25 protein-coding genes, 2 tRNA genes and 1 pseudogene are annotated in these 26,959 nt (G+C 61.6%); 23 read left to right on the top strand and 5 right to left on the bottom strand.

The features are described 5' to 3' along the window. Nucleotides 1–169 precede the first annotated feature (169 nt). From U5L98_RS10630 to U5L98_RS10605, 6 genes are all read left to right on the top strand, one after another. Entirely contained in the window at nt 170–751 is a 582-nt protein-coding gene (locus tag U5L98_RS10630) for a DJ-1/PfpI family protein (RefSeq protein ID WP_322558280.1), read from the top strand. A 427-nt stretch (nt 752–1,178) separates the two neighbouring features. Then, on the top strand, nt 1,179–2,054 hold the full coding sequence (locus U5L98_RS10625; RefSeq protein ID WP_322558279.1) for an MIP/aquaporin family protein: 876 nt from the start codon (nt 1,179–1,181) through the stop codon (nt 2,052–2,054). Nucleotides 2,055–2,127: 73 nt separating this feature from the next. Beyond that, nucleotides 2,128–3,633, top strand: coding sequence for a glycerol kinase GlpK (glpK, locus tag U5L98_RS10620; RefSeq protein WP_322558278.1), 1,506 nt, complete (start codon nt 2,128–2,130; stop codon nt 3,631–3,633). A 116-nt stretch (nt 3,634–3,749) separates the two neighbouring features. Next, nucleotides 3,750–5,429 (top strand): glycerol-3-phosphate dehydrogenase/oxidase, encoded by a 1,680-nt coding sequence (locus U5L98_RS10615; protein ID WP_322558277.1) that lies wholly within the window; start codon nt 3,750–3,752, stop codon nt 5,427–5,429. Between the two features lie 204 nt (nt 5,430–5,633). Further along, nucleotides 5,634–5,710, top strand: a tRNA-Val gene (locus U5L98_RS10610). Between the two features lie 36 nt (nt 5,711–5,746). After that, nucleotides 5,747–5,823 (top strand) — tRNA-Val (locus tag U5L98_RS10605). 44 nt (nt 5,824–5,867) lie between these two features. Here U5L98_RS10605 and U5L98_RS10600 read toward each other — a convergent pair. The 4 genes from U5L98_RS10600 to U5L98_RS10585 form a co-directional block, all read right to left on the bottom strand. Continuing rightward, on the bottom strand, nt 5,868–6,326 hold the full coding sequence (locus tag U5L98_RS10600) for a GAF domain-containing protein (protein ID WP_322558276.1): 459 nt from the start codon (nt 6,324–6,326) through the stop codon (nt 5,868–5,870). Between the two features lie 84 nt (nt 6,327–6,410). Further along, a complete protein-coding gene (locus tag U5L98_RS10595) occupies nt 6,411–7,205 on the bottom strand; it encodes a MetQ/NlpA family ABC transporter substrate-binding protein (protein ID WP_322558275.1) in 795 nt (264 codons plus the stop codon). A gap of 98 nt (nt 7,206–7,303) precedes the next feature. Further along, on the bottom strand, nt 7,304–7,957 hold the full coding sequence (locus U5L98_RS10590; RefSeq protein ID WP_322558274.1) for a methionine ABC transporter permease: 654 nt from the start codon (nt 7,955–7,957) through the stop codon (nt 7,304–7,306). Then, the gene (locus U5L98_RS10585; protein ID WP_322558273.1) at nt 7,938–8,996 is read right to left on the bottom strand and encodes a methionine ABC transporter ATP-binding protein; all 1,059 of its coding nucleotides are present in this window, start codon (nt 8,994–8,996) and stop codon (nt 7,938–7,940) included. Before U5L98_RS10585 ends, U5L98_RS10590 begins: the two co-directional genes overlap by 20 nt. A 531-nt stretch (nt 8,997–9,527) precedes the next feature. Here U5L98_RS10585 and U5L98_RS10580 point away from each other — a divergent pair. The 14 genes from U5L98_RS10580 (at nt 9,528) to U5L98_RS10515 (ending at nt 23,716) form a co-directional block, all read left to right on the top strand. Continuing rightward, a complete protein-coding gene (locus U5L98_RS10580; RefSeq protein ID WP_322558272.1) occupies nt 9,528–10,157 on the top strand; it encodes a riboflavin synthase subunit alpha in 630 nt (209 codons plus the stop codon). Nucleotides 10,158–10,358: 201 nt separating this feature from the next. Then, a complete protein-coding gene (locus U5L98_RS10575) occupies nt 10,359–11,663 on the top strand; it encodes an NCS2 family permease (RefSeq protein WP_322558271.1) in 1,305 nt (434 codons plus the stop codon). 42 nt (nt 11,664–11,705) lie between these two features. Continuing rightward, a complete protein-coding gene (locus U5L98_RS10570) occupies nt 11,706–12,251 on the top strand; it encodes an adenine phosphoribosyltransferase (RefSeq protein ID WP_322558270.1) in 546 nt (181 codons plus the stop codon). A gap of 5 nt (nt 12,252–12,256) precedes the next feature. Beyond that, entirely contained in the window at nt 12,257–12,736 is a 480-nt protein-coding gene (gene gpt, locus U5L98_RS10565; protein ID WP_322558269.1) for a xanthine phosphoribosyltransferase, read from the top strand. A gap of 3 nt (nt 12,737–12,739) precedes the next feature. After that, on the top strand, nt 12,740–13,423 hold the full coding sequence (ung, locus tag U5L98_RS10560; RefSeq protein ID WP_322558268.1) for a uracil-DNA glycosylase: 684 nt from the start codon (nt 12,740–12,742) through the stop codon (nt 13,421–13,423). Nucleotides 13,424–13,520: 97 nt separating this feature from the next. Then, complete coding sequence (upp, locus tag U5L98_RS10555; protein ID WP_322558267.1) at nt 13,521–14,150, top strand: uracil phosphoribosyltransferase; 630 nt, start codon at nt 13,521–13,523, stop codon at nt 14,148–14,150. A gap of 403 nt (nt 14,151–14,553) precedes the next feature. Next, nucleotides 14,554–15,642 (top strand): ABC transporter ATP-binding protein, encoded by a 1,089-nt coding sequence (locus tag U5L98_RS10550; RefSeq protein ID WP_322558266.1) that lies wholly within the window; start codon nt 14,554–14,556, stop codon nt 15,640–15,642. A gap of 1 nt (nt 15,643) precedes the next feature. Continuing rightward, a complete protein-coding gene (locus tag U5L98_RS10545) occupies nt 15,644–16,744 on the top strand; it encodes an ABC transporter ATP-binding protein (protein ID WP_322558265.1) in 1,101 nt (366 codons plus the stop codon). Beyond that, nucleotides 16,737–17,618 carry a sugar ABC transporter permease gene (locus U5L98_RS10540; RefSeq protein ID WP_322558264.1) on the top strand — a complete coding sequence of 294 codons (882 nt, stop codon included), beginning with the start codon at nt 16,737–16,739 and terminating at the stop codon, nt 17,616–17,618. Before U5L98_RS10545 ends, U5L98_RS10540 begins: the two co-directional genes overlap by 8 nt. Before the next feature lies 1 nt (nt 17,619). Further along, the gene (locus U5L98_RS10535) at nt 17,620–18,513 is read left to right on the top strand and encodes a carbohydrate ABC transporter permease (protein ID WP_322558263.1); all 894 of its coding nucleotides are present in this window, start codon (nt 17,620–17,622) and stop codon (nt 18,511–18,513) included. An 11-nt stretch (nt 18,514–18,524) separates the two neighbouring features. Continuing rightward, nucleotides 18,525–18,797 (top strand): DUF2160 domain-containing protein, encoded by a 273-nt coding sequence (locus tag U5L98_RS10530; protein WP_322558262.1) that lies wholly within the window; start codon nt 18,525–18,527, stop codon nt 18,795–18,797. 57 nt (nt 18,798–18,854) lie between these two features. Continuing rightward, nucleotides 18,855–20,597 (top strand): ABC transporter substrate-binding protein, encoded by a 1,743-nt coding sequence (locus U5L98_RS10525; RefSeq protein ID WP_322558261.1) that lies wholly within the window; start codon nt 18,855–18,857, stop codon nt 20,595–20,597. 148 nt (nt 20,598–20,745) lie between these two features. Next, on the top strand, nt 20,746–22,356 hold the full coding sequence (locus U5L98_RS10520; protein WP_322558260.1) for a glycerol-3-phosphate dehydrogenase/oxidase: 1,611 nt from the start codon (nt 20,746–20,748) through the stop codon (nt 22,354–22,356). Nucleotides 22,357–22,459: 103 nt separating this feature from the next. Then, nucleotides 22,460–23,716, top strand: coding sequence for a uracil-xanthine permease family protein (locus tag U5L98_RS10515; RefSeq protein WP_322558259.1), 1,257 nt, complete (start codon nt 22,460–22,462; stop codon nt 23,714–23,716). On the opposite strand, the gene U5L98_RS10510 is transcribed toward U5L98_RS10515, so the two are convergent. Then, nucleotides 23,707–24,291 carry a cupin domain-containing protein gene (locus tag U5L98_RS10510; RefSeq protein WP_322558943.1) on the bottom strand — a complete coding sequence of 195 codons (585 nt, stop codon included), beginning with the start codon at nt 24,289–24,291 and terminating at the stop codon, nt 23,707–23,709. The two genes, U5L98_RS10515 and U5L98_RS10510, sit on opposite strands and share 10 nt — an antisense overlap. Nucleotides 24,292–24,494: 203 nt before the next feature. On the opposite strand from U5L98_RS10510, the pseudogene mobA reads away from it, so the two are divergent. From mobA to glp, 3 genes and pseudogenes are all read left to right on the top strand, one after another. Continuing rightward, nucleotides 24,495–25,100, top strand: a pseudogene (gene mobA / locus U5L98_RS10505) (molybdenum cofactor guanylyltransferase MobA); the annotation flags it as partial. Between the two features lie 9 nt (nt 25,101–25,109). After that, a complete protein-coding gene (mobB, locus tag U5L98_RS10500; RefSeq protein WP_416208256.1) occupies nt 25,110–25,697 on the top strand; it encodes a molybdopterin-guanine dinucleotide biosynthesis protein B in 588 nt (195 codons plus the stop codon). Then, nucleotides 25,694–26,947 (top strand): gephyrin-like molybdotransferase Glp, encoded by a 1,254-nt coding sequence (gene glp / locus U5L98_RS10495; RefSeq protein ID WP_322558258.1) that lies wholly within the window; start codon nt 25,694–25,696, stop codon nt 26,945–26,947. Before mobB ends, glp begins: the two co-directional genes overlap by 4 nt. Nucleotides 26,948–26,959 lie beyond the last annotated feature (12 nt).

Below are 26,959 nucleotides of genomic sequence, written 5' to 3'. Positions count from 1 at the left end.
TACGGTCCTTTGAGGCTGTTTATTCAGGCGGTAATGCTCGAATACGAAAAAATATGGAAAGATAAAGTTGCAAATACGATACATAAGCGCCACGATCTGGGTGAGAATGTTCGATATCGATCATCTTGAGCGTTCTCTATCCTACAATGATTAACGAGGAGATAGCTCCATGGCTGCGAAACGTATCCTGCTGCTGGTCGGCGATTTCGCCGAAGACTATGAGGTGATGGTTCCCTTTCAGGCACTGCAGATGGTGGGCCACCAGGTGGACGCCGTCTGTCCCGGCAAGGAGAAGGGCGAGCAGATCAAGACCGCCATCCATGACTTCGAGGGTGACCAGACCTATACCGAGAAGCCGGGCCACAACTTCTCCCTCAACGCCACCTTCAAGGACGTCAAGGCGGCGGACTACGATGCCTTGGTGATCGCCGGCGGGCGAGCCCCGGAGTACCTGCGACTCGACCCCGAAGTGATCGCGATGGTGCGCCACTTCGCCGAGGAGAATAAGCCCTTGGCGGCGGTCTGCCATGGGGCTCAGGTGCTGGCTGGGGCAGAGGTCATAGAGGGGCGTCGAGTTTCGGCTTACCCCGCCTGTGCACCGGAAGTACGGCTAGCCGGCGGTACCTACGCCGACATTGCCATCGATGGTGCCGAAACCGATGGCAATCTCGTTACGGGACCGGCCTGGCCGGCCCATCCGGCCTGGCTGGCGCAGTTCCTCGAGGTCCTGGGAACACGCATCACCCTTTAACCCTCTCAGGGTCAGCTGTAGCAAGAGCGCCGCCAGTCGGCGCTCTTTTCGTTGGGGCGGTTACTGAATTGCCGTCGAGATATTCAATAACGAACATTATGATGCGCTATATGCATCATTTCTGGTCATCTGGCGCGGCAAGATCATGAAATCCGTCCCGCTAGCAGGCGGGGTAGACAAAAGTATCATGTTAATAAAATAGATAAAAAACAATATATTAAATATACGCTTGATGTTTTTGGCATAGCTCTCTTGTGGTGTTCGAAAATAAACACTACTGTTCGAAAACGAACCTTGTACCGCCTGGCTTTCACGTCGTAGGGGCCTGCGGCACACAGAACCTCGGCAGGATGCGGTTTTCATCAGATGCTGCTCAGGTACTGCTGTTTCGTAAGCCATCAACCCGTGCAGGCAAGAAGGAAACACCATGACCCCGTTCCTGGGCGAAGTCTTCGGCACCATGATACTCATCATATTTGGCGGTGGTGTCGTCGCTGGCGTAGTTCTCAAGCATTCAAAGGCCGAGGCGAGCGGCTGGATCGTCATCACCTTCGGCTGGGCCATGGGCGTTGCCATGGCGATCTATGCCGTCGGTCAGTTCAGCGGTGCCCATATCAATCCCGCGGTCACCATCAGTCTCGCCGTTATCGGTGAATTCCCCTGGTCGAGGGTGCCCGGTTATGTGCTGGCCCAGATAATCGGCGCCTTCATCGGTGCGGTGGTCGTCTGGTTGCATTACTACCCTCATTGGGAAAAGACCGAGAGCCAAGCCGCCAAGCTGGCCGTGTTCTCTACTGATCCCGCCATCCTTCACACGCCCTCCAACCTGATGAGCGAGGTCATCGGCACCTTCGTGCTGGTGCTGGGGGTTCTGGCCATCGGAGCCAATGAGTTCACCCAGGGCCTCAATCCATTGGTCATCGGGTTGCTGATTCTTGCCATCGGCCTTTCTCTCGGTGGTACGACCGGCTACGCCATCAACCCGGCCCGCGATCTGGGGCCGCGCCTGGCGCATCATCTTCTGCCCGTTGCCGGCAAGGGCGGTTCGAACTGGAAATATGCCTGGGTGCCCATCGTGGGACCCTTGGTCGGCGGCGTTGCCGGCGGCCTCTTCTATCGCTATGTCTTTGTCGAGGGAAGCCCGCTGGCCCTGGCGATCGCCCTGGTGGTGGTGCTGGCATGCCTGGCCATCGAGTTCGTCTTCGCGAAGCGCTGGGCAAGGCTGCATCCTTCTTCTCCCAGGGTCTCCGGGACCGGTACCCCCGGTACCCCCGGTACCTCTGATACCTCAGGAAAGGATTGATGGGGCATCAGCAAACAACAAGAAAGCAACAACCAAATAACTATCCGATCCGACAATTCCGAGGAGAGAACTCATGAAAAAACAATACATCCTGTCGTTCGATCAGGGCACCACCAGTTGCCGCGCCATCCTTTTCAACCGCGACGCCCAGATCGTGGGTATCGCCCAGAAGGAGTTCAAACAGCACTACCCGACTCCGGGCTGGGTGGAACACGATGCCATGGAGATCTGGGGCAGCCAGATGGGGGTGGCCCGCGAAGTGTTGGAGACCCAGGGGATCAAGCCCTCCGAGGTGGCGGCGATCGGCATCACCAACCAGCGTGAGACTACCGTGGTCTGGGATCGTCACACCGGAAAGCCCGTTCACCAGGCCATCGTCTGGCAGGATCGCCGCACCGCGGCCCTGTGTGACGAGCTCAAGGCACGCGGTCTGGAGGACTACATTCGCGAGACCACCGGTCTGGTAGCGGATGCCTACTTCTCGGGCACCAAGATTCGCTGGATCCTAGACAATGTCCCGGGTGTTCGCGAGCGGGCGGAAAACGGCGAGCTGCTGTTCGGGACCATGGATACCTGGCTGGTCTGGAACCTGACCCGCGGAGAGCGTCATGTGACCGACTACAGCAACGCTTCGCGGACGATGCTCTACAACATCCGCACCCTGGAGTGGGACAAGCGAATGCTCGAGGAACTTGATATTCCCGAAGCCATGCTGCCCGAGGTTCGTCCCTCTAGCGATGTCTACGGAACCACCGGGGCCGAGATGTTCGGGGGCGCCCGGGTACCCATCGCCGGCATTGCCGGCGATCAGCAGGCGGCGCTGTTCGGGCAGGCCTGCTTCGAGAAGGGGATGGTCAAGAACACCTACGGCACTGGCTGTTTCCTGCTGATGAACACAGGTGAAACGCCCGTGGCCTCCAAGTCCGGCCTGCTGACCACCATCGCCTGGGGAGCGGGAGGCAAGGTCTACTACGCCCTGGAGGGCTCCATCTTCATTGCCGGGGCGGCCATACAGTGGCTGCGTGATGAATTCAAGCTCATCGACTCGGCCGAGGATTCGGAATACTACGCCGGCAAGGTGGCAGATTCCGGCGGGGTCTACGTGGTGCCAGCCTTCGCGGGGCTGGGAGCACCCTACTGGGACATGTATGCACGCGGTGCGATCTTCGGGATCACACGCGGAACCCGTAAGGAACACATCATCCGGGCCACGCTGGATTCCCTGGCGTACCAGACCAAGGATGTCATCGATGCCATGCAGGCCGATTCCGGGATCACACTCAAGTCCCTGCGCGTGGACGGTGGTGCCGTGGCTAACAACGTCATGATGCAGTTTCAGGCAGACATGCTGGGGGTCAACGTGGATCGCCCCAAGATTACCGAAACCACCGCCCTGGGGGCGGCCTATCTGGCGGGTATCGCCGTAGGTCTTTGGACGCAGGACGAGGTCGTCAACAAGGGCATCGTGGAGCGCACTTTCGAACCGCAGATGGATAGCGAGTGCCGCGAGCGCGCCTACAAGGGATGGAAGAAGGCCGTCCGCCGCACCATGGACTGGGAGCGGGAAGACGAGGAGTGATGCTTTTCGTCAGCGTGTGTTTTCCCGGAGCGCCCCATTGAGTATGAGGGGCGCCCTCCACAAGCCTGTCGGTGTCTGCCGGGCAGGATCTTATCCATCTGTGAAGGGACCCCTTCATGCAATTGCGCGACAGCAATATCGAGAAACTTTCCCGCGAGACCTTCGATGTCCTGATCATCGGAGGCGGCATCAACGGCGCCTCAGCCGCCGCCGCTCTGTCCGGCCAAGGCGTCAAGGTGGGCTTGATCGATCGCGGCGACTTCGCCGGCGAGACCAGCATGCACTCCTCCAATCTGGTATGGGGTGGCATCAAGTACATGGAGAGCTACGACTTTCCTCTGGTGCGCAAGCTCTGCAAGAGCCGCAATCACCTTATCAAGAGCTTTCCTTCCACGGTTCAGGAGATTCGGTTCCTGACCACCATCGCCAGGGGCTTTCGCTACCATCCGCGCTATCTCTGGGCCGGCAGCTGGCTTTACTGGCTCATGGGCAATGCCTTCACGCGGATTCCGCGCTTCCTGAAACCCTCTGCCATCAAGGAGCGGGAGGCGATCATCGATACCCGGGACTCCATAGGCGGCTTCGAGTATTCCGATGCCTATCTGCACGACAATGACGCCCGCTTCGTCTTCAATTTCGTGCGTACCGCGCTGAACTATGGGGCCATGGCGGCCAACTATGTCGAGTCGCAGGGCGCTAGGCGGGAGAACGGTGTCTGGGTCACGCGTGCCCGCAACGTCATGAATGACGACACCTTCGAGATACGCTCAAGGGTGCTGATCAATGCCGCGGGCCCCTGGGTCGACCAGCACAACGAAACGACCGGGCAGAAGCCCGGGCACCAGCACGTCTATTCCAAGGGCATCCATCTGATCGTGCCACGCCTGACCGACAGCAAGCGCGTGCTGGCGTTCTTCGCCGACGACGGACGGCTTTTCTTCGTGATCCCCATGGGTCAGCGCACCTGCATCGGTACCACCGATACCCGGGTGGAGAACCCCGAGGTGCATGTCACCGATGAGGATACCCAGTTCGTGCTGGACAACATCAACAAGCGCCTGGAACTGGACAAGCCGCTGGGCAGGGAAGACATCATCGCTACCCGCTGCGGAGTCCGGCCTCTCGCGGTCAAGGCCAGCGCGGGGGGAGGTCGCGACTTTCTGCAGCTCTCGCGCAAGCATGCCATCGATACCGACGATGCCGAAGCGCATATCAGCATCTTCGGCGGCAAGCTCACCGACTGCCTGAACGTCGGGGAAGAGATCGTCGGCGAGGTGAAGCGGCTCGGGGTCTCGGTGCCGTATCCGGACTATCGTTGGTACGGCGAACCCTCCGAATCGGTCAGGAAGGAGTTTCTCCATCAGGCCGAGTTGATGGATCTCGACGCCATGACCTCGTCGGAGGCCTCCGAGCCCCTGACGGACCGCCTGTGGCGGCGCTACGGCATTCACGCCCTCGACATGCTCGAGGAGATCCGCGAAGACCCGCGGCAGGGCGAGTTGCTGATCGAGGGGACCGAGTATCTGCGCTGCGAACTCGGCCAGGCCCAGCGGCGCGAGATGATCACCCGGCTCGAGGATTTCCTGCGTCGTCGTTCGAAGATTTCCCTGGTGGTCAGCAATGAAAGGATCCGTCAGTCTCCGGGGCTCATGGAGGCCTGCGAGATCCTTTTCGGCGATCAGGCCAGGGAACGCTTCGACGAGTACTTCGCCGAAACACCGGAATGGACCCCCGAGAAGCTCAGTTCCGAAGCCGAGGCCGACAATCCGGCGCACTCCGAGTCTCTGAACTGGTAGGACAGCAGCTCATCGCACACTTGAGACCCCGTCGATACGGCGGGGTCGTGCAGCGGCCCAGAGCCTCGGTTGGTTGCGCCAACTCATTGATCCCTCGGCGTTGCAGGATTCCAATTGGGAGTCGTTTCTTGTCTTGCATTTCCGGGGCTGATGGGTAGAATACGCTTCCGTTGTCACGGCGAAGTCATGCCGCAGCGGTGAAGCAGGACCATAGCTCAGTTGGTTAGAGCGCCACGTTGACATCGTGGAGGTCGGCGGTTCAAATCCGCCTGGTCCTACCAGATTTCGCCCGGCAACCGTAGTTTCAGGACAGCTTCAGGACCATAGCTCAGTTGGTTAGAGCGCCACGTTGACATCGTGGAGGTCGGCGGTTCAAATCCGCCTGGTCCTACCAGATCCCGAAACGCCCCCTCAGCCTTCCGCTGCGGGGGCGTTTTTTTATGGCAGGTCGGTCTGCGCGATGAACACCGCGACCAGCTGCTCGATACCGGCCTGGTCGGCATCGCTGAAGCGCTCCTTTATTGGGCTGTCCAGGTCCAATACCCCCCACAATCGGTCATTGGCCACGATGGGCACTACCAGTTCGGCTCGGGAGTCCGCATCGCAGGCGATATGGTCGGCCACCGCATGCACATCTGCCACGCGCTGGGTCTCGCATGTGCGGGCGGCGGCGCCACAGACGCCCTTCGTGAAGGGGATGGGATGGCAGGCCGGTTTTCCCTGGAAGGGGCCCAGCGAGAGCATTTTTGGCTGACGTTGCAGATAGAAGCCGGCCCAGTTGAGGTCGGGAAGTTCCTGCATCAGGAAGGCGCAGGTCTGGGCGCTATTGGTCAGCCAGTCGCGGGTATCGAGCAGGGCCTCGAGTTGGCGGGCCAGCAGGGAGTAGTCAGGTGTCATGGCGGTTCCTTTAACGAAAGGGGCCGGCATAGCGGCCGGCTCCCGAACTCATGATTTTCTAGATAGCTGAAGAGGGAAATGCATTCACTTCCAGCCGGGCACCGCCTGCGGCCCAAACAGCTCCTCCGCCTTGGCCTCGACCTCCTCGGTCTGGTAGGCCTCGACCAGCTGCTGGATGGCCTGGCGCTCCTCGTCACCGCCGCGAACCACGATCAGGTTGACGTAGGGAGACTCCGGCCCCTCCTTGATTAGGGCGTCATCCAGGCTCAGGCCGGCCGGTTGGGCGAAGGTGTTGTTGATGAAGGCCATGTCCACGTCGGGCAGCACGCGGGGTAGCTGGGCGGCCTCGATCTCGCGAAAGTCGAAGTCGTGCGGGTTCTCGGCGATATCCAGCGGGGTGGCTTCCAGGAACTCCGGGTCGTTGAGCTCGATCAGCCCTTCGTTGTGCATGAGGATCAGTGCCCGGCCCTCGTTGGAAGGGTCATTGGGCAGGGCGATGGTGGCCCCGTCCGGGAGATCCTCGATGCTGTCGTATTTCTCGGAGTAGGCACCGATCGGGTAGACAAAGGTGTAGCCGGCGATGGCGAAGTCGTAGCCCCTGTCCTCGACCATGGAGCGCATGTAGGGCTCGTGCTGGTAGGCATTGGCATCGAGGCTGCCGTCGGCCAGGGCGGCGTTGGGCGTCACGTAGTCGGTGAACTCGATGATCTCTACCTCGAGGCCGTATTCGCGCTGGGCAATCTCGGCGGCCACCTGCATGACGTCGGTCTCGGGGCCGGCAACGGTGCCGACCTTGAGGAAGTCCTCGTCGGCCACGGCGTTGCCGGCGCCGAGGGTCAGGGCGGAGGCTGCCAGGGTGCCGATCAGGCTCTTGCGCATATCGTGGTTCTCCTCGTTGATGATGTCGCAGATTCGGTTACGATATTAATCGCATAAAGAATAAATCTGTAATGCAATTTGATTATCAAAAGAGCGCGTCATTTGTGGTCGCTCTTACGGACCAGATAATCCCCCAGGCTCTGGAAGCCCTGGACCATTACCACCAGAATCACCACGGTGATCAGCATGATGGTGGGATTGAAGCGGTTGTAGCCATAGCGGATGCCCAGATCACCCAAACCGCCGCCACCCACGGCACCGGCCATGGCCGAGTAGCTGACCAGGGTGACCGCCGTCACGGTCAGCGCCGTGAAGATACCGCCGCGTGCCTCGGGAACAAGCACCTTGGTGATGATCTGCCAGGGGGTTGCGCCCATGGATTGCGCGGCTTCTACCAGCCCCGGCGGGATCTCGTTGAGTGCGCCCTCCACCAGGCGCGCCACGAAGGGGATGGCGGCGATGGTCAGGGGAACTGCGGCCGCATTGGTACCGATCGAGGAGCCGACCAACATCCGCGTGAAAGGGATGATCGCCACCATCAGGATGATGAAAGGAATCGAACGGCCGATATTGGTGATCGCTCCCAGCACCCGGTTGAGTGTCGGTTCGGCCAAGATCTGTCGTGGCCGGGTGACGTAGAGCAACACGCCCAGCGGAATGCCCACCAGGGCCGAGATCACCCCCGACACGGCCACCATATAGAGGGTATCCAGGGTGGCCTCGAGAATCAGTTCAATCATCGCGCTGGACATGGCCGAGCACCTCCACCTGCAGGTCGTGGGATTCGAGATAGTCGAGGGCTTCGCGGGTCTTTTCCGCCGGGCCCATCAGTTCGGCGATCATCAGCCCCAGGGTGCGTTCCTGGATCGACTCCACCTTCGCCTGGAGGATGCTGACGTCCACGCTGCATTCCCTGGCCAGCCTCGAGATAAGCGGCGTCGAGACGGCATCGCCCGAGAAGGCCAGGCGCACCACTGGGTGGCTGTTGGGTCCGGGGGCCTCCTCGAGACGCTCAATCAGGGCGCGGGGCGGGTCGAGTTCCAGGAAGTCGTTGAGGAAGTCGCGCCCCAGGCGGGTACTCGGGGCTGTGAAGAAGTCGCCGACATCGGCTTCCTCGACCAGTTCGCCATCGGAGATCAGGCTGACCCGGTGGCAGATCGACTTGACCACCTCCATCTCGTGGGTAATCAGCAGGATGGTCAGGCCGAGCTTGTGGTTGATGTCGCGCAGCAGATCCAGGATCGCCCCGGTGGTATGGGGGTCAAGTGCCGAGGTGGCCTCGTCGCAGAGCAGCACCTTGGGGCGGCTGGCCAGTGCCCGGGCGATGGCTACGCGCTGCTTCTGGCCGCCCGAGAGCTGTGCCGGGTACTGGCGCGCCTTGTCGGCCAGGCCCACCAGTTCCAGCAGCGGCGTGACCCGTTCACGGATTTCGCCGCGCTTCATGCCCATTAGCTCCAGCGGCAGGGCTACGTTGGCGAAGACGGTGCGCGAGGTCAGCAGGTTGAAGTGCTGGAAGATCATGCCGATCCGATGGCGGGCTTGGTTGAGTGCCGATCCGGAGAGGGCGGTAAGCTCCTGACCGTCCACGGTGACGGTGCCCGTCGTGGGGCGCTCGAGCAGATTGACACAGCGGATCAGGGTGGACTTGCCGGCACCGGAGAGACCGATCACCCCGTGGATCTGGCCCTGGGGCACGTGGAGGTCGGCATGCTTGAGCGCCGTCACGGCCGAGCTGGCGCTGTGCCGCCCCCTGGGGTAGTAGGTCTTGGAAACGTCGTGGAGTCGAATCATTACAGCCGCCGGTAGGGCGCCGGTCGAGAGTCGGGCGGGCAGGGCAGTGGGTAGGCACGCAAAAAAGGCCACCCTTGTGGGTGGCCATCAACGCTGGACACACCCTTTTAGCTGCACTTCACGTCGTGGGGTGCCTTCGAGGCAGTCCACGTCGTCGGCGCCCGCAATCCGGGGTCAAATCGGCGCCTTCAAAATGTGGTCGGCTATAGTAGGTTTCGAACGCACGTATGTCAATTTTAATGGAAGATGATGCCGTTAAGAAAGCTTTTACCTGGTAGGATTTCCTGCTCAGCAGCCTAGCGCTGGAAAATATTCGTGGTGGCAGGGCCGTTGTTGGAGGCTGGCTCCTTGCACCTCGCATCTTGCTCCTTTCTCCTTGTCTTGCCTCTTGCCTCTTGCCTCTTGCCTCTTGCCTCTTGCCTCTTGCCTCTTGCCTCTTGCCCCCTGCCGCCATGGACGTTGTCCCCGGGGTTTCCTAGACTGGCCCCCTCTCAAGCGGCCCATCACGGCCGGTCAGCACAAGGAGCATTCATGTTCACTGGCATCGTACAGGGCGCCGCCGAGGTGGTGGCCATCCAGGAGGCGGAGGCTTTTCGCACCCATGTGCTGGAACTGCCGGCTGCGCTGCGCGAGGGGTTGGCGCTGGGCGCCTCGGTGGCCCACAACGGGGTCTGTCTTACGGTCACCGCCATCCACGGCGAGCGGGTCAGCTTCGATTTGATGCGCGAGACTCTGCGGGTGACCAATCTCGGTGCAGTCAAGGAGGGAGATCGCGTCAATATCGAGCGCGCGGCGCGATTCGGGGACGAAATCGGCGGCCATGCCATGTCCGGCCATGTGATGGCGCTGGCCGAACTGGTCGAACTCGACGAGGCCCCCAACAATCGCCGGCTCTGGTTCGAGGTGCCTCACACCTTGGGCCGCTTCCTGTTCGACAAGGGCTATATCGGGGTGGACGGCATCAGCCTGACCATCGGACAGGTGCAGCCGGCTACCGGCAACCACGGGCCACGTTTCTGCGTCGACCTGATTCCCGAGACATTGGCCCGTACCGTCCTGGTGGACCGGGTTCCGGGCGACGCCGTCAATATCGAGATCGACCCCCAGACTCAGGCCATCGTCGAGACCGTGGAGCGAGTGCTTCAAGCGCGTGGCGCCTGATGTACCTCGGAAAACTTGACCGTTCCGTCAAGTCTTCGTTGGTCGGCCGGGTGGCGTATGGCCCGCAAGTTGCTTAACTAGGTCAGTCGTGCTGCCTATGAGCCCTTGGGCACCTCGCAACATCTTGGGGCTTTGGGTACCATAGGCGGCTTTTCTCGCACCCCGGACGCCACGACGTCAATGCGCGCAGGAACAATAACCATGCTGAAACGCCTGATCGACAACCAGTTCAAGCTGGTCGAGCACAACACCGATGTGAAGACCGAGGTCATCGCCGGGATCACCACCTTCCTGACCATGGCCTACATCATCTTCGTCAACCCGAGCATCCTCTCCGAGGCAGGCATGGACTATGGTGCGGTGTTCGTCGCGACCTGTCTGGCCGCCGCGGTGGGCTGTTTGATCATGGGCCTGTGGGCCAACTATCCGATTGCCCAGGCACCTGGCATGGGCCTTAACGCCTTCTTCACCTATGGCGTGGTGCTGGGCATGGGGTATACCTGGGAGGCGGCGCTGGGCGCGGTCTTCTTCTCGGGTTTCATCTTCTTCCTGCTCAGCATCTTCAAGGTGCGGGAATGGATCATCAACTCGATTCCGCTCTCCCTGCGGCTGGGTATCGCCGCGGGTATCGGGCTCTTCCTGGCGATGATCGCCCTGAAGAATGCCGGTATCGTGGTGGCGAATCCCGCCACCTTCGTGGCCCTGGGCGACCTGTCCCAGCCGCCGGCGCTCTATGCGCTGCTGGGCTTTTTCGTGATTACGGCCCTTGCCTATCTGAAGGTCACCGGCGCGGTGATGATCGGTATCCTCGGGGTCACCGTGCTGGCGATGCTCTTCGGTCACAACGAGTTCGGTGGCTTCATGTCCATGCCGCCCTCCATCGCGCCGACCTTCATGGCCCTCGACCTGGCCGGCGCCTTCGACGTGGCAATGATCAGCGTGATCTTTGCCTTCCTGTTCGTCGATCTCTTCGATACGTCCGGTACGCTGGTTGGCGTGGCCCAAAAGGGCAAGTTGCTGGACGAGGACGGCAAGCTGCCGCGCATCGGGCGTGCGATGATGGCCGATAGTAGTGCCTCCATGGCCGGCGCGGTATTGGGAACTTCCACCACCACCAGCTACATCGAGTCCACCGCCGGCATTGCCTCCGGTGGGCGTACTGGTCTGACCGCCGTGGTGGTGGCGGTGCTTTTCCTTGTCAGCCTGTTCTTCGCGCCGCTGGCGGGCTCCATTCCGGCCTATGCCACCGCCGGGGCCCTGCTCTATGTGGCGGTATTGATGGCCGGCAGCCTGGCCCATGCCAACTGGGATGACCCCACGGACGCCGCCCCGGTGCTGATTGCCGCCCTGGCCATGCCGCTGACGTTCTCGATTGCAGAAGGTATCGCGCTGGGCTTCATCAGCTACGCCGCAATCAAGGCGCTCTCCGGGCGTTTCAAGGACTTGAATCCCGCGGTTATCGTGCTGGCGCTGCTGTTTGCCGGCAAGTTCCTGTTCCTTGGTTGATTCCTGTATATCGATTGCATTCACTCACCGAGACTCGATCCGATGAGCATCTACGGCGACTACATTAAGTCCGTGATCCGCACCGTCCCCGACTGGCCGCAGTCGGGGGTCAATTTCCGCGACATTACGCCGCTGCTGCAGAACAGGGCTGCTTTCCGCAAGCTGATCGACAGCTTCGTGCACCGTTACCAGGAGATGGGCATCGATGCCGTCGCCGCCATCGACGCCCGGGGTTTCATCGTCGGCGCACCGCTGGCCTATGAGCTGGGTTGCAGCTTCGTGCCGGTGCGCAAGAAGGGCAAGCTGCCCTTCCGCACCATCAGCGAAACCTACACCCTGGAGTACGGTGAGGCCGAGGTGGAGCTACACTCCGATGCCTTCAAGCAAAGTGACCGCATCCTGATCGTCGACGATCTGATCGCCACCGGCGGTACCATGCTGGCTGCCGCCAAGCTGATCAGCCGCAGCGGCGGGCAGGTGGTCGAGACCTCCACCATCGTCGACCTGCCCGACCTTGGCGGCTCGCAGCGCATCCGCGAGGCCGGGTATGGTGTCTTCGCCGTCTGTTCCTTCACCGAGGACGAGTGAGCTTCATGAGCACCCATCGCTACCACCAGCACTTCACCGTATCTTGGGACCAGCTGCACCGCGACGTGCGCGAGCTCTGCCACCGGCTGATCGAGCGTGACTTCAAGGGTATCATCGCCATCACCCGCGGCGGCCTGATTCCGGCGGCGCTGATCGCCCGTGAACTCAACGTGCGCCTGATCGACACCGTCTGCATCAAGAGCTACGACCATATGGATCAGGGTGGCCTGGACGTGCTGAAGGGCGTCGACCATGACGGGGAGGGCTGGTTGCTGGTCGACGATCTTGTCGATACCGGCCGTACCGCCAAGGCCGTGAGTGAGATGCTGCCGAAGGCCCACTTCGTGACCATCTATGCCAAGCCCGAGGGCAAGCCGCTGGTGGATCAGTACCTCACCGAGGTGGCTCAGGATTGCTGGATCCAGTTTCCCTGGGACATGGGCGTGGCCTATGTCGAGCCGCTGGTCGACCAGGCGAAGCGCTGAGCCATGAGCACGCCGCTCCCTGAAAGCTGGCAACAGTGGCTGGGCGACGAGTTCGAGGCGCCCTACATGCAGTCGCTGCGTGACTTCCTGGCGGCCGAGAAGGCGGCCAGGAGGGTGGTGTATCCGCACTCGTCAGACTGGTTTCGCGCCTTTGAGCTGACGCCGTTGGACCGCGTGAAGGTGGTGATCCTCGGCCAGGACCCTTATCACGGGCCGAATCAGGCACACGGGCTCTGTTTCTCGGTGCGCCCCGGTGTGCGTGTGCCACCCTCACTGGTCAATATCTATAAGGAACTGCAGGCGGACGTGGCCTTTCAACCGGTGGACCACGGCAACCTCGAGCACTGGGCGCGCCAGGGGGTGTTGCTGCTCAATACGTCGTTGACGGTGGAGGCGGGCAATGCCGGCTCTCATCGCGGCAAGGGCTGGGAGACATTCACCGACCGCGCCATCGCCACGGTTAGCGAGCATGCCGAGCCTTCGGTCTTTCTGCTGTGGGGCAGTCACGCCCGCCAGAAGAAAGCGCTGGTCGACACGTCGCGCCATCTGGTACTGGAATCCCCGCATCCCTCGCCGCTCTCTGCCCACCGGGGCTTCTTCGGCAACCACCACTTCTCCCGGGCCAACGCCTTTCTCATGGAGCAAGGCCGCGAGCCCATCGACTGGCAGCTGCCTGCTCAGCCTTAACCTCTAAGCGGGATGTGGTTAAAATAGTGCGCAATTTATGGGAGCCGTCTAACCGACCAAGGTCGTCCCCCTTCTCTCTGCAGCAACGAGGTCATACATGAGCGTCCACGCCATCCAGCATCCCCTGGTCCAGCACAAGCTCGGTCTGATGCGCGAAGCCGGCATCAGCACCAAGAGTTTTCGTGAACTGTCCGGCGAGCTGGCCAAGCTGCTCACCTATGAGGCGACCAGCGACCTGGAACTCCAGGAGCAGGAAATCGACGGCTGGAACGGCGAGAAGATTCCGGTGCAGCTGCTCAAGGGCAAGAAGGTCACCATCGTGCCGATCCTGCGGGCGGGACTGGGCATGCTCGACGGCGTCACCGACCTGATCCCCAGTGCCAGGGTCAGCGTGGTGGGGCTATACCGTGACGAGGAGACACTCGAGCCGGTGCCTTACTTCGCCAAGTTCGCCAATGACCTGGATGAGCGCATGGCCATCGTCATTGATCCCATGTTGGCCACCGGCGGCACCATGGTTGCCACCCTGGACATGCTGCGTGAGAGGGGTTGCAAGCACATGAAGGTCATCGTGCTGGTCGCTGCTCCCGAGGGCATCAAGCGTGTCCAGGACGCCTATCCGGATATCGAGCTGTACACCGCCGCGGTGGATGACCACCTCGATGATAATGGCTATATCGTCCCCGGCCTGGGGGACGCCGGCGACAAGATCTTCGGCACCCGCTGAACGATTTGGCACGACTCTCGATACCCTCCCGCCCCGAGGACTGAAGTCCTTGGGGTCGTCGCCTCACTGTGCTTCCCTCCCTTCGTCTCATTTCTCTCCCGTCTCCGGTCCCCGGTTTTCGTCGCACGGGTATCCTGGTGCCGTGCAATGTTCGTTTTCGATCACTTGACAACATGGAATCTAAGGGCCGTCGTTCTGGTTGCGTCCTTTTCCACTCTAAGACAAAAGTTCAATGTCTTGTTAAAGTTATCTAATAACAGAGGCTTAGAGAGATTTTAAGAGGAAGGCCATGGCGATGAACGCTATTTTCGGTTGACGACATTTGTGTTTGAAAGCGAATCTCGGCTACGTTGTATTCAGCTGTCCCTGAATCAACACATAACAACGAACCGTCGAGATCCGTATGTCCTTGATCCTAGAAAACATCGATCACGTGGTAGGTGGCGACACCTATATCGCGGGCGTGAACCTGGAGCTCCAGCCCGGCTCCTTCAACGTCTTGCTGGGGCGAACCCTGGCCGGCAAGACCACCTTGATGCGACTGATGGCGGGGCTGGATACGCCGACTCGAGGGCGAATCCTGATGGATGGGGAAGACGTGACCGGTCGCTCCGTGCGCAAGCGCAACGTCTCCATGGTCTATCAGCAGTTCATCAACTATCCGGCGCTCTCCGTCTACGACAATATCGCTTCACCCCTCAAACTGGCCAAGGTCGATCGTGCCGAGATCGATCGCCGAGTGCGAGAGGTCGCCGAGATGTTGCATATCGAGCAGATGCTCGATCGCCTGCCTCTCGAGCTTTCCGGTGGCCAGCAGCAGCGTACCGCCATGGGGCGTGCGCTGGTGAAGGATGCCGACGTCGTCCTCTTCGACGAGCCGCTGGTCAATCTGGACTACAAGTTGCGGGAGGAATTTCGCGACGAGTTGCGCGCGGTGTTCAGCGAGCGTAACTGCATTGCCGTTTATGCCACCACCGAACCGGCCGAGGCACTCGCCCTGGGCGGAAATACTGCAGTGCTTCATGAGGGTCGCCTCCTGCAGTACGGACGTACCGAAGACGTCTATCACCGGCCGTGCGATATTCTGACCGCGGAAATGTTTTCGGAGCCGCCGATCAATATCGTCAGGGGCATCATCTCCGGCTCCGAGGTGACCTTTGACAAGTCGCTGCATTTTCCCATCAACGATGATCTGCGCACCCTGGCACCGGGGGAGTATCGCTTTGGTGTGCGTGCCTCGCACATCTCGCTCGCGCCTCGTGCCAAGGATGACATCGAAGTGAAGATGACCGTCGATCTGGCTGAAATCAGTGGTTCCGAAACCTTTCTGCACGTGCACAACGACCTCTTCCACATGACGGTACATCTTGAGGGTGTTCATGAGTTTCGCGTTGACGCGCCAGTGACCCTCTATTTCCCGACCCACAAGGTCTACGCCTTCGACCGCCAAGGGGCGGTGGTGCATATACCGACTCACTTGGGGGGCATCTGATATGGCCGAGATCACCCTGAAATCCCTGGCTCACACCTATCTGCCCGATCCACAGTCGCCGGAAGACTACGCCATTCGCGAGATGAATCACGTCTGGCACCAGGGCGGCGCTTATGCGCTGCTCGGACCTTCCGGCTGTGGCAAGTCGACCTTGCTCAATATCATCTCCGGCCTGTTGGAGCCCTCCAGCGGTGAAGTGCTTTTCGATGGCGAAGTGGTCAATGCTCTGCCGCCCGAGGCACGCAATATTGCGCAGGTTTTCCAGTTTCCCGTCATCTACGACACCATGACGGTCTACGACAACCTGGCCTTTCCGCTGCGCAATGTGCGCACGCCCGAGGTCCGTGTGCGTGAGCGCGTAAAGGAAGTCGCCGACGTTCTGGAACTCACTGGCCAACTTAAGCGCAAGGCAAAGAACCTCACCGCCGATGAGAAGCAGAAGGTCTCCATGGGCAGGGGGCTGGTTCGCGAGGACGTCTCGGCAATTCTCTTCGACGAGCCGCTTACCGTTATCGACCCTCAGCTGAAGTGGAAGCTGCGCCGCAAGCTGAAGGAGATCCATCAGCGCTTCGAGATCACCATGGTCTATGTGACCCACGACCAGCTCGAGGCCTCCACCTTCGCTGACAAGATTGCCGTCATGTACGAAGGGCAGGTGGTGCAGTTCGGCACGCCCAGAGAACTCTTCGAAAAGCCCAACCACACCTTCGTCGGGTATTTCATCGGTAGTCCCGGGATGAACTTCCTGGCTGTCACAACTCGTGACGGTAAGGTAATGGCCGGAGATACCCAGCTGACGGTAGGCAATAACGTGCGCGATGCCGTTGGAAACGCCCGCTCCACCAACATAAAACTCGGTATCCGTCCCGAATTCATCGAGGTGCATGCCGATCCGGTCGAGGACGGCATGGAAGCCCGAGTGGAGCACGCTCAGGATCTGGGAACCTACTCCATCGTCTACCTGAAGCTGGGTAACATTGCACTTAAGGCACGCATCGAGGAAGACCAGAATACGCCCTCGGGTAAGGCCTGGTTGCGCTTCCCCGACGAGCGACTCGGCCTTTATGTCGACGAATTCCGCGTGGAGATCGACCATGAATAAAGTCTACAACAATCGTGCATGGTGGCTGATCCTGCCCATGCTGCTGCTGGTGGCCTTCTCGGCCGTCATTCCGCTGATGACCGTGGTGAACTACTCGGTTCAGGATGTCTTCGATGCCAATACACGCTTCTTTACTGGCACCGAGTGGTTCAAGGAGATGCTCAACGACCCGGCCTTGCAGTCGGCAGTAGTGCGTCAGTTCGCCTTCTCACTGACGGTGCTGGCCATCGAGGTGCCTCTAGGCATCGGCATTGCCTTGATCATGCCCAAGAAGGGCTGGCAGGCCTCGGCTGTGCTGATACTCGTCACCATGCCCCTGCTGATTCCCTGGAACGTGGTAGGCAGTATCTGGCAGATCTTCACCCGGGGTGATATCGGCCTGATGGGATGGAGTCTGCGCGAGCTCGGCTATGGCTACAACATCACCTCGAGCCCGGTGGATGCCTGGGCAACCATCATCCTGATGGACGTCTGGCACTGGACCCCGTTGATTGCACTGCTCTGCTATAGCGGCCTGCGTTCGATCCCCGATGCCTATTACCAGGCGGCGCGTATCGACCGTGCCTCGAAGTGGGCCGTGTTCCGCTACATCCAGCTACCCAAGCTCACTAACGTACTGGTCATCGGCGTGCTGCTTCGCTTCATGCACTCCTTCATGATCTATGCTGAGCCCTTCGTGCTCACGGGCGGGGGCCCCGGCAGTTCCACGACGTTCCTCAGCCAGTCATTGACGACCATGGCCATAGGCCAGCAGGACCTTGGGCCATCGGCGGCATTCTCGCTGATCTATTTCCTGATCATTCTGCTGGTCACCTGGGTGTTCTATACCGCGATCATGAACATGCAGAAAGACGACAACAACAAGGAGGCATGACATGAGTGATTCATTGCCCACTACACCCGATGCCGTACGCCAGCGCGCCGCGGCCGTCAATAACCGGCGTCGTCGCAAGGCCCGCTCCGCGACCAATCAGTGGCGCCGCCGGGGACTGATGACGGTCTATATCGTGTTCGTGCTGCTGCCGATCTACTGGCTGCTGAATATGTCGTTCCAGTCCAACACCGAGATTCTCGGCGGGCTGACCCTCTGGCCGGAAGACTTCACGTTCGAGCACTATGCCAAGATATTGACCGAACCCAGCTGGTACATGGGGTACGTCAATTCGATCACCTATGTGCTGATGAACATGGTGATCAGCATCGCGGTGGCTCTGCCGGCAGCCTATGCCTTCAGCCGCTACAAGTTCATCGGTGACAAGCACCTGTTCTTCTGGCTGCTGACCAACCTGATGGCGCCGCCGGCCGTCTTCCTGCTGCCCTATTTTCAGCTCTACTACACCGTCGGCCTGTTCGACACGCACGTCGCGGTTGCCCTTGCCCACTGCCTGTTCAACATTCCGCTGGCCGTGTGGATTCTCGAGGGCTTCATGAGCGGGGTTCCCAAGGAGATTGACGAGACCGCCTTCATCGATGGCTATAGTTTCCCGAAGTTCTTCGTGAAGATCTTCATTCCGATGATCAGCTCGGGGATCGGCGTGACCCTGTTCTTCCTGTTCATGTTCTCCTGGGTCGAACTGCTGCTGGCCAGCACCCTGACTTCCACTGGCGCTCAGCCGATCGCCTCAGTGATGACCCAGACCAAAGGCGCCTCGGGGATCGACTGGGGTACGCTGGCGGCTGCCGGCACGCTGACCATCCTGCCGGGCATCGTGGTGGTCTATTTCGTTCGCAATCACATCGCCAAGGGCTTTGCCCTGGGCCGTACCTGAGGAGACGCGACATGGAATGGATGGTATGGACCACTCCCACCACGATCTTTTTCGCGGTCATTGCCGCGATGTTGGCCGGCATGACGGCCTGGGAAGTCATCTCGCCAACGGTCGAGCGCAAGGGCTTCCTGCCGATCTCGACCACCCGCGGTGACAGGCTCTTCATCGGGCTTCTCTCCGCTGCCTACATCCACCTGGCAGTGGTTGGCTTTACCCCGTTCAGCATCTGGCTGGCTCTGGGAGCATCGGGTCTCTGGCTACTTGTCCTGATGCGCTGGGGCTGACAGAAACGCATGGAGCCGAATGTCCACGGACGGACTACTACAACCAAAGAGGTCATTATGAAAGCGACAACAATGCGACTCTCTCTACTCGCCGCCGGTGTGATGCTGGCAAGCGGTGCGCTGCACGCCGACAATCACGACGCACGTGCCATCGCCGAACGTCTGGTCGATGAACACTTCCAGAACTCGACGCTGTCCCGTGAGGAGCAGATCGAGGAACTGCTGTGGTTTGCCGAGGCCGCCGAGCCGTTCCGCGGCATGGAGATCAATACCGTAGCCGAGGGCCTGACCACGCACATCTATGAGCGAGACGTGCTGGCCGAAGCCTTTGGCGAGCTGACCGGCATCGACGTGACCCACAACATCATCGGTGAGGGTGATGTGGTCAACAACATGCAGACCCAGATGCAGTCGAGCCGCAACATCTACGACGGCTACGTCAACGACTCCGACGCCATCGGTACGCACATCCGCTACGGCACCACCATCAATATCTCCAACGCCATGGAGAATGAATGGGCCGACTACACCCTGCCGACCCTGGATCTCGATGACTTCATCGGCCTGCAGTACGGCACGGGGCCGGATGGCAATATCTACCAGCTTCCTGATCAGCAGTTCGCCAACCTCTACTGGTTCCGCTATGACTGGTTCCAGCGCGAGGATCTCCAGGAACAGTTCCGCGAGATCTACGGCTACGACCTCGGTGTGCCGACCAACTGGACGGCCTACGAAGACATCGCCGAGTTCTTCACCGAGCACGTCGGCGAGATCGACGGCACCAAGGTCTACGGCCATATGGACTACGGCCGTCGCGATCCGTCGCTGGGCTGGCGTTTCCACGACTCCTGGCTCTCCATGGCCGGCATGGGTAGCCCCGGTGTGCCCTTCGGTAACCCGGTGGACGACTGGGGCATCCGCGTCAATGAAGAGAGCCAGCCGGTGGGTGCCAGCGTCAGCCGTGGCGGGGCCACCAACTCGCCAGCCTCGATCTTTGCCGTCACCAAGATGGTCGATTGGCTCGAAAAGTATGCGCCACCCCAAGCCACCGGCATGACCTTCGGTGAGGCGGGTCCTGTTCCGGCTCAGGGGCAGATTGCCCAGCAGATGTTCTGGTACACCGCCTTCACCGCCGACATGACCGACCCCGGTCTGCCGGTCACCGACGAGGAAGGTAACCCCAAGTGGCGGATGGCGCCGTCACCTACCGGCCCGTACTGGGAAGAAGGCATGAAGGTCGGCTATCAGGACGTGGGTTCCTGGACCTTCTTCGATTCCACTCCGGAGGATCGTCGCACCGCCGCCTGGCTGTTCGCCCAGTTCACCGTCGCCAAGACCGTCTCTCTGGAGAAGCTGATGGCCGGCCTCACGCCGATTCGCGAGTCCGATATCTTCTCCGAGCAGATGACCGAGATGGCACCGCAACTGGGTGGTCTGGTGGAGTTCTATCGCAGCCCCAAGGAGTCCAACTGGACGCCGTCCTCCACCAACGTGCCGGACTATCCGCGCATGGCGCCGCTGTGGTGGCAGAATCTGGCGCCGGCCGTCAGTGGTGATATTTCTCCCAAAGAAGCGCTGGATAACCTGGCCGGCGACATGGACAGCATCATGGCGCGCCTGGCACGGGCGAAGGTGTTCGAGACCTACTCGCCAAACCTGAACGACGAGCGTGACCCGCAGTACTGGCTCGATCAGCCCGGTTCGCCGAAGGCGAAACTGGACGACGAGATGCCGCAGGGCACGACCGTCCCCTACGACGACATGATGGAGGCGTGGATGGCCGCCGGTTCTCGCGAATGATGAACGGGCGGGTCGCCTGACCCGCCCGCTCTTGCCCCGGGTGTTCCCGGGGCAGTTCAAGATCGTGTAACCGGTTGCCTGAACGGGACCCAGGGCCCCGCTCGGTGCATGCCGAGCGGGGCCTGTTGCTTTGAAAAAAGGGCCAGACATGCAACTCAGAGAGAACAATATCCGCAAGCTTCCCTGTCAGACCTTTGATGTTCTGGTCATCGGCGGTGGCATCAATGGGGCGTCGGCGGCTGCAGCGCTGAGTGGGAAGGGGGCCAAGGTTGCCCTGATCGATCGCGGCGACTTCGCTGGCAGTACCAGCATGCACTCCTCCAACCTGGTCTGGGGAGGCATCAAGTACATGGAAAGCGGTGACTTCAAGCTGGTGCGCAAGCTGTGCAAGAGTCGCAACCACCTGATCAAGAGTTACCCGTCTACGGTCCAGGAGATACGCTTCCTGACCACCATCAACAAAGGCTTTCGATACCATCCCCTCTATCCCTGGGCCGGTACCTGGCTCTACTGGCTGATGGGCAGCGCCTTCACACGGAGGCCCAACTTCTTGCGCCCTTCGGGCATCAAGGCGCGTGAGCCGATCATCGATACTCGCAACGCCCGGGGGGGCTTCGAGTATTCCGATGCCTACCTGCACGACAACGACGCGCGCTTCGTCTTCAACTTCGTTCGCGGTGCCTTGGATTTTGGGACCGTGGCGGCGAACTACGTCGAATCGCTGGGCTCGCGCCGAGAGGGGGATCTCTGGATTACCCAGGTTCGGGATCGCACCGATGACAGTACCTTCGAGATTCGCTCCAGGGTGCTCATCAATGCCGCCGGTCCCTGGGTCGATCAGCACAATAGTCTATCGGGTCAACAGACCGACCATCGTCACGTTTTCTCCAAGGGCATTCACCTGATCGTGCCGCGGTTGACCGACAGCAAGCGCGTGCTGGCCTTCTTTGCCGACGACGGCCGGCTCTTCTTCGTCATTCCCATGGGGCCGCGTACCTGCATCGGCACCACGGATACCCGGGTCGAGAATCCCGAGGTCGGCGCAACGGAGGAAGACATCCGGTTCGTGCTCAACAATATCAATACGCGGCTCGAACTCCAGACCCCCCTGGGCAAGGAGGATATCATCGCAACGCGTTGTGGCGTGCGCCCTCTGGCGGTCAAGCCCAGCGCTGGTGACGATCGTGACTTCCTCAACCTGTCGCGCAAGCATGCGATAGACGTCGACAGCGAAAAGCGTCACCTGAGCATCTTCGGTGGCAAGTTGACCGATTGCCTCAACGTCGGCGAGGAGTTGGTGGAAGAGGTGCGCCGGCTCGGCGTCGAGATCCCCTATCCGGATGTCCGCTGGTACGGTGAGCCCGATGCTTCGGTCCGCGAGGCCTTCATGCACCAGGCGAGGCTGATGGACCTGGACGCCATGACCAGCGCCGAGGCCTCCGAGCCATTGAGCACACGTCTATGGCGACGCTATGGCGCCCAGGCGCTGGAGATGCTCGAGGACATCCGCCAGGATCCGACCCAGGGTGAGGTGCTCATCGAGGGAACAGAATATCTGCGCTGCGAACTCAAGCTGGCCAGGCGCCGCGAGATGGTGACCAAGCTGGAAGATTTCCTGCGGCGTCGTTCCAAGGTCTCGCTGGTGGTCCCCGAGGAGAGTATTCGCGACTCGCCGGGGCTGCGCGAAGCCTGCGATATCCTCTTCGACGACCAGGCCGAAGCACGCCTGCAGGAGTACCTCGAGTCAGAGGAGGGTTGAAAGAGGGCAGACACCGCGCGGATTTCCGGGACACCCATGCAAGCGCCTTGCTGATAGAATGCCGCGCGATTCGTTCCCCTTGATCTTCCTGGAGCCCTTTATCATGACCGACAGTACCGCGCCGGCCGCCATGCCCACCGACTCGCCGTTGCGCACCTTGCTCACCGGCGCACAGATGCTTTTCGTGGCATTCGGCGCCTTGGTGCTGGTGCCGCTGCTCACCGGGCTGGATCCCAATGTGGCGCTGTTCACGGCCGGGGTCGGCACCTTGATCTTTCATGGCGTGACCCGGGTCAGCGTCCCGGTCTTCCTGGCCTCGTCGTTTGCCTTCATCGCGCCCATCCAGGGGTCGGTGGCCAACTTCGGCATCCCCGCCACCCTCGGGGGGCTGATGGCCGCCGGCCTGGTGTATGTGGTGATCTCGCAGTTCGTGCGCCTCAAGGGCACTGCCTGGCTGCATCGGCTGCTGCCGCCGGTAGTGGTGGGGCCGGTGATCATGGTGATCGGCCTGGCACTGGCGCCGGTAGCGGTGGACATGGCCACCGGCGAGACCAGCGATAATATCGGCTACGGTGCGGCGATCTTTCTCTCCATGGTCAGCCTGCTGGTGACGCTGGTGCTGGCGGTATTCGGACGCGGCCTGATCCGTCTGATCCCGATCATGGGCGGTATCGTGACGGGCTACGCGCTGGCGCTGGTCATGGGAGTGGTGGACTTCACGCCGGTACAGGCGTCGGCCTGGCTCTCGCTGCCGTCGTTCACCGCGCCGAGCTTTCACTGGGCGGCCATCCTCTTCATGATCCCGGTGGCCATTGCCCCCGCGGTGGAGCACATCGGTGACATGGTCGCCATCGGCTCGGTGACCCGCAGAAACTACCTGGAGAAGCCCGGCCTGCACCGCACCCTGTTGGGCGATGGCCTGGCTACCACCGCCGCGGCGATCTTCGGCGGTCCCCCCAATACGACGTACTCGGAAGTCACCGGCGCCGTGACCCTGACCCGAGCGTTCAATCCCCGGATCATGGTGGTGGCCGCCTGCATCGCCATTCTCCTGGCTTTCGTCGGCAAGCTCGGCGCGCTGTTGCAGACCATTCCCGGTCCGGTGATGGGCGGCATCATGACGCTGCTCTTCGGTTCGATCGCCGTGATCGGCATGAACACGCTGGTGCGTGCCGGCAAGCCGTTAACCGCACCTCGCAACCTGGTAGTGGTGTCCCTGGTGCTGGTCTTTGGCATCGGCGGCATGCAGTTCGGCAATGGCCAGTTCACCCTGCAGGGCGTCAGCCTCGCCGCCCTGGTCGGCATCGTCCTCAACTGGGTGCTGCCCGGTGCCGAGGAGGAAGATACGCCTCAGGCGTGATGTACGTCCTGGCCAGCGTCGGAGAAGGTCGGCGGGGTATTGGCGCTGACGATCACGCACTCTTCGTCGCCGGGGTTGCGAAAGCGGTGGGGCAGGCGGGAGTCGAAGTAGTAGGCGTCGCCTGCGCTTAGCACTCCGACCTCGCCGTTCACGGTGATCTCGATCTGCCCCGCGACCACCACGCCGCCTTCCTCACCGTCATGCTCCAGCATCTCCTCGCCGCTGTCGGCCCCGGGTGGGTAACGCTCGTGGATGATCGACATGCGCCGGTCGGGTCGCCGCGCGGCCACCAGTTGCCAGGAGAGCTGGCCATCGCCGATCTCGGTCAGTTCGCCCTGACGATAGAAGGACTGTGGCTGACTGGGCTCATCACCGGCAAAGAAAGCACTGATCGACACCGGCAGGGCGTCGAGTATCTTCTTCAACGAACTCACCGAGGGGCTGACGTTGTTCTGCTCGATCAGTGAGATGGTGCTGTTGGTAACCCCGGCCCGCTTGGCCAGTTCACGCTGGGAAAGTCCGCGCGACAGCCTCAGTTGCTTGAGCCGGGCACCTACATCGAATGCCTCGTCCATGAGTCGGTCCTTGGCGCGGTTGTCGCCGTATTCGTGGAATATTTTCAACATAGTGTACCTCCTTGGAGGCACGTAGATAAGCTAGAGTTTGACTGGCGTCAGGGCAGGGCTCCAGCGTGGACGGCCGGCATGGCACCCGCCGCCGGGCTGAGGCATCATGAGTCAAATTTAGAGTCATATATGACTATTAGTCAGGAGAGCCGATGATCACCCGAGACGACCTCACCGGCCTGATCCTGGCCGGCGGCCAGGGGCGCCGGATGGGCGGTCGCGACAAGGGGCTCGAATCCTTCGCCGGTCGCCCGCTGGTGGCCCATGTTCGCGAGCGTCTGGCGGGAAGGGTGTACGAAGTGCTGATCAACGCCAATCGCAATGCCGAGGCCTATGCGCCGCTGGCCGACCGCGTGATCGCGGATGCCGAGGGCGGCTTCCAGGGCCCGCTGATGGGCATCTACAGCGGCCTTCGTGCTGCAACCACGCCCTGGTTGCTGGTGGCGCCCTGCGACAGTCCGGCCTTGCCCAGGGATTTAGTGGATCGGATGGTGGATCGATTGGTGGCCTCTGTTGGCAATGGCGAGGGCGAGTGCGATATCGCCGTGGCCTTCGACGGCGAGCGCCTCCATCCGGTGGTGGCGCTGATCCGTACCTCCCTGGTTGATGACCTGGCGGAGGCCCTGGCCGACGGTGAGCGCAAGATCGATCGCTGGTACGCTCGCCACGCCTGGTGTCGGGTGGATGTGAGCGATTGCCCCGACGCCTTGGCCAACTTGAATACCGAAGATGACAAGCAGCGCCTGGAGCGCACCCTAGGTGATGCCATACCGCAGTGCCTGGCGTTCGACGATCAGCTGCCACTGCTCGGCATTGCCGCCTGGAGCGGGACCGGCAAGACCACCCTGCTGGAGCAACTGCTGCCTCGCCTCGGCGCACGGGGCTTGCGCGTGGCGGTGATCAAGCACGCTCATCATGCCTTCGATGTCGATCAGCCCGGCAAGGACAGCCACCGCCTGCGCGAGGCCGGCGCCTCGCCTATGCTGGTGGCGTCTCGTGCCCGGGTGGCGCTGATGATGGAAACCCCCGGGCGCGAGGAGGCCGATCTGGCCGAGCTCATCGACATGGTGCGTCCCCAGCATCCCGACCTGGTGCTGGTGGAAGGCTTCAAGGCCTGGCCGCTGCCCAAGCTCGAACTCTATCGCCCCGAGGTGGGCAAGTCGCTGCGCGTCGCCGAGGACCCCTGGGTACACGCGGTGGCCAGTGACGCTGACCTCACGCTGCCCGAGGGCGTCGAAGCGCTGGACCTCAACGATCTCGAGGCGCTCAGCGACTGGATCGCCGCCTGGCCCGTCCTCTGGCCAAGTCGGCAGAGACCCCGCGAGCGCACCTGTGACCAGGAGACCACGCCATGACGCTCTCCTGCTTCGATCTCGGCGAGCGCATGCTCTCGGTGGGGGAGGCACGGGTGCGCCTGGCCAGCCTCATCGAAGCGCCGCTGCCCGCCGAGCACGTGGCCCTGGCCGAGCTCTACGGCCGGGTACTGGCCGAGGACGCCGTCTCGCCCATCGACGTGCCACAGAACACCAATGCCGCCATGGATGGCATCGCCCTGGCCTGGCCTTTGGCTGACGAATTGCCTGGCGAGTGGCGTGTTGTGGGCGAGGTGCTCGCCGGCCGGTGCTTTGATGAGACGCTTCGTGCTGGCGAGTGCGTGCGCATCACCACCGGAGCGCCTTTGCCGACGGGGGCTGATACCGTGATCATGCTCGAACAGCTCGAGGAGTACGGCGCGACACTGGCGGTGCAACAACCCGAAGCCGTCAGGCGTTGCCAGCACGTGCGTCAGGCCGGCGAGGACATCCCTCGGGGCCACACGGCGCTGCACGCCGGTACTCGGCTGGGCGCTGCCGAACTGGGGCTACTGGCCTCCCTGGGCTTGGCCGAGGCGAGCGTGCACTGTCGCCCGCGGGTGGCGATCTTCTCCACCGGTGACGAGGTCACGGCTCCCGGCGAGCCGTTGCCACTGGCCGGCATCCATGACGCCAATCGTTATACTCTGGCCGGCCTGCTGGCCGAGCAGGGCGCCGAGCTGATCGATCTTGGCATCCTGCCTGACAACCGCGAAGCCATGGTCGCTGCCCTGAGCGATGCCGCCGGGCATGCCGACATGGTGATCACCAGCGGCGGCGTGTCGGTGGGTCACGCCGACTTCACCCGTGCGGCGCTGGAAACGGTTGGCCGCCTGGCCTTCTGGCGTATCGCCATTCGCCCCGGGCGCCCCCTGGCGTGCGGTCTGTTGGGTGAAAGGGGCGTGCCTTTCCTGGGGCTGCCCGGTAACCCGGTGGCGGTGATGGTGACCTTTCTGCAATTTGTGGTGCCGCTGTTGTCCAAGTTACAGGGAAGGTCGGAGCGCGAGCCGCTGCGGCTGACGGCTATCGCCGACGAGGCACTGAAGAGCCGGCTCGGGCGCACCGACTTCCTGCGCGGTCGCTATTACGCTGACACCGATGGCCGTCTGCACGTATGCAGCACCGGCGCCCAGGGCTCCGGGATCCTGTCCTCGATGGTGGCGGCCAACTGCCTTATCGAGCTCACCGACGATCGCGACGGGGCAGACCCGGGCGAGACGGTGAGCATTCAACCCCTTCATCGACTGCCATGAGACGCTGACCTC

It is taken from the genome of Halomonas sp., from assembly GCF_034520545.1.
Lineage (GTDB): Bacteria > Pseudomonadota > Gammaproteobacteria > Pseudomonadales > Halomonadaceae > Halomonas.
Note: the sequence above shows the minus strand (reverse complement) of the source record. Positions and strands in the feature narration are given on the sequence as shown.

What these genes read in the sequence shown, in the direction of transcription:
- glp (WP_322558258.1), top strand. Translation starts at nt 25,694, where the DNA reads ATGACGCTCTCCTGCTTCGATCTCGGCGAGCGCATGCTCTCGGTGGGG.
- U5L98_RS10510 (WP_322558943.1), bottom strand. Translation starts at nt 24,291, where the DNA reads ATGGACGAGGCATTCGATGTAGGTGCCCGGCTCAAGCAACTGAGGCTG.
- U5L98_RS10630 (WP_322558280.1), top strand. Translation starts at nt 170, where the DNA reads ATGGCTGCGAAACGTATCCTGCTGCTGGTCGGCGATTTCGCCGAAGAC.
- U5L98_RS10615 (WP_322558277.1), top strand. Translation starts at nt 3,750, where the DNA reads ATGCAATTGCGCGACAGCAATATCGAGAAACTTTCCCGCGAGACCTTC.
- ung (WP_322558268.1), top strand. Translation starts at nt 12,740, where the DNA reads ATGAGCACGCCGCTCCCTGAAAGCTGGCAACAGTGGCTGGGCGACGAG.
- U5L98_RS10570 (WP_322558270.1), top strand. Translation starts at nt 11,706, where the DNA reads ATGAGCATCTACGGCGACTACATTAAGTCCGTGATCCGCACCGTCCCC.
- U5L98_RS10580 (WP_322558272.1), top strand. Translation starts at nt 9,528, where the DNA reads ATGTTCACTGGCATCGTACAGGGCGCCGCCGAGGTGGTGGCCATCCAG.
- U5L98_RS10530 (WP_322558262.1), top strand. Translation starts at nt 18,525, where the DNA reads ATGGAATGGATGGTATGGACCACTCCCACCACGATCTTTTTCGCGGTC.
- U5L98_RS10625 (WP_322558279.1), top strand. Translation starts at nt 1,179, where the DNA reads ATGACCCCGTTCCTGGGCGAAGTCTTCGGCACCATGATACTCATCATA.
- U5L98_RS10535 (WP_322558263.1), top strand. Translation starts at nt 17,620, where the DNA reads ATGAGTGATTCATTGCCCACTACACCCGATGCCGTACGCCAGCGCGCC.
- upp (WP_322558267.1), top strand. Translation starts at nt 13,521, where the DNA reads ATGAGCGTCCACGCCATCCAGCATCCCCTGGTCCAGCACAAGCTCGGT.
- U5L98_RS10525 (WP_322558261.1), top strand. Translation starts at nt 18,855, where the DNA reads ATGAAAGCGACAACAATGCGACTCTCTCTACTCGCCGCCGGTGTGATG.
- U5L98_RS10585 (WP_322558273.1), bottom strand. Translation starts at nt 8,996, where the DNA reads ATGATTCGACTCCACGACGTTTCCAAGACCTACTACCCCAGGGGGCGG.
- U5L98_RS10600 (WP_322558276.1), bottom strand. Translation starts at nt 6,326, where the DNA reads ATGACACCTGACTACTCCCTGCTGGCCCGCCAACTCGAGGCCCTGCTC.
- U5L98_RS10575 (WP_322558271.1), top strand. Translation starts at nt 10,359, where the DNA reads ATGCTGAAACGCCTGATCGACAACCAGTTCAAGCTGGTCGAGCACAAC.
- U5L98_RS10550 (WP_322558266.1), top strand. Translation starts at nt 14,554, where the DNA reads ATGTCCTTGATCCTAGAAAACATCGATCACGTGGTAGGTGGCGACACC.
- U5L98_RS10520 (WP_322558260.1), top strand. Translation starts at nt 20,746, where the DNA reads ATGCAACTCAGAGAGAACAATATCCGCAAGCTTCCCTGTCAGACCTTT.
- U5L98_RS10595 (WP_322558275.1), bottom strand. Translation starts at nt 7,205, where the DNA reads ATGCGCAAGAGCCTGATCGGCACCCTGGCAGCCTCCGCCCTGACCCTC.
- U5L98_RS10540 (WP_322558264.1), top strand. Translation starts at nt 16,737, where the DNA reads ATGAATAAAGTCTACAACAATCGTGCATGGTGGCTGATCCTGCCCATG.
- gpt (WP_322558269.1), top strand. Translation starts at nt 12,257, where the DNA reads ATGAGCACCCATCGCTACCACCAGCACTTCACCGTATCTTGGGACCAG.
- U5L98_RS10515 (WP_322558259.1), top strand. Translation starts at nt 22,460, where the DNA reads ATGACCGACAGTACCGCGCCGGCCGCCATGCCCACCGACTCGCCGTTG.
- U5L98_RS10590 (WP_322558274.1), bottom strand. Translation starts at nt 7,957, where the DNA reads ATGTCCAGCGCGATGATTGAACTGATTCTCGAGGCCACCCTGGATACC.
- U5L98_RS10545 (WP_322558265.1), top strand. Translation starts at nt 15,644, where the DNA reads ATGGCCGAGATCACCCTGAAATCCCTGGCTCACACCTATCTGCCCGAT.
- glpK (WP_322558278.1), top strand. Translation starts at nt 2,128, where the DNA reads ATGAAAAAACAATACATCCTGTCGTTCGATCAGGGCACCACCAGTTGC.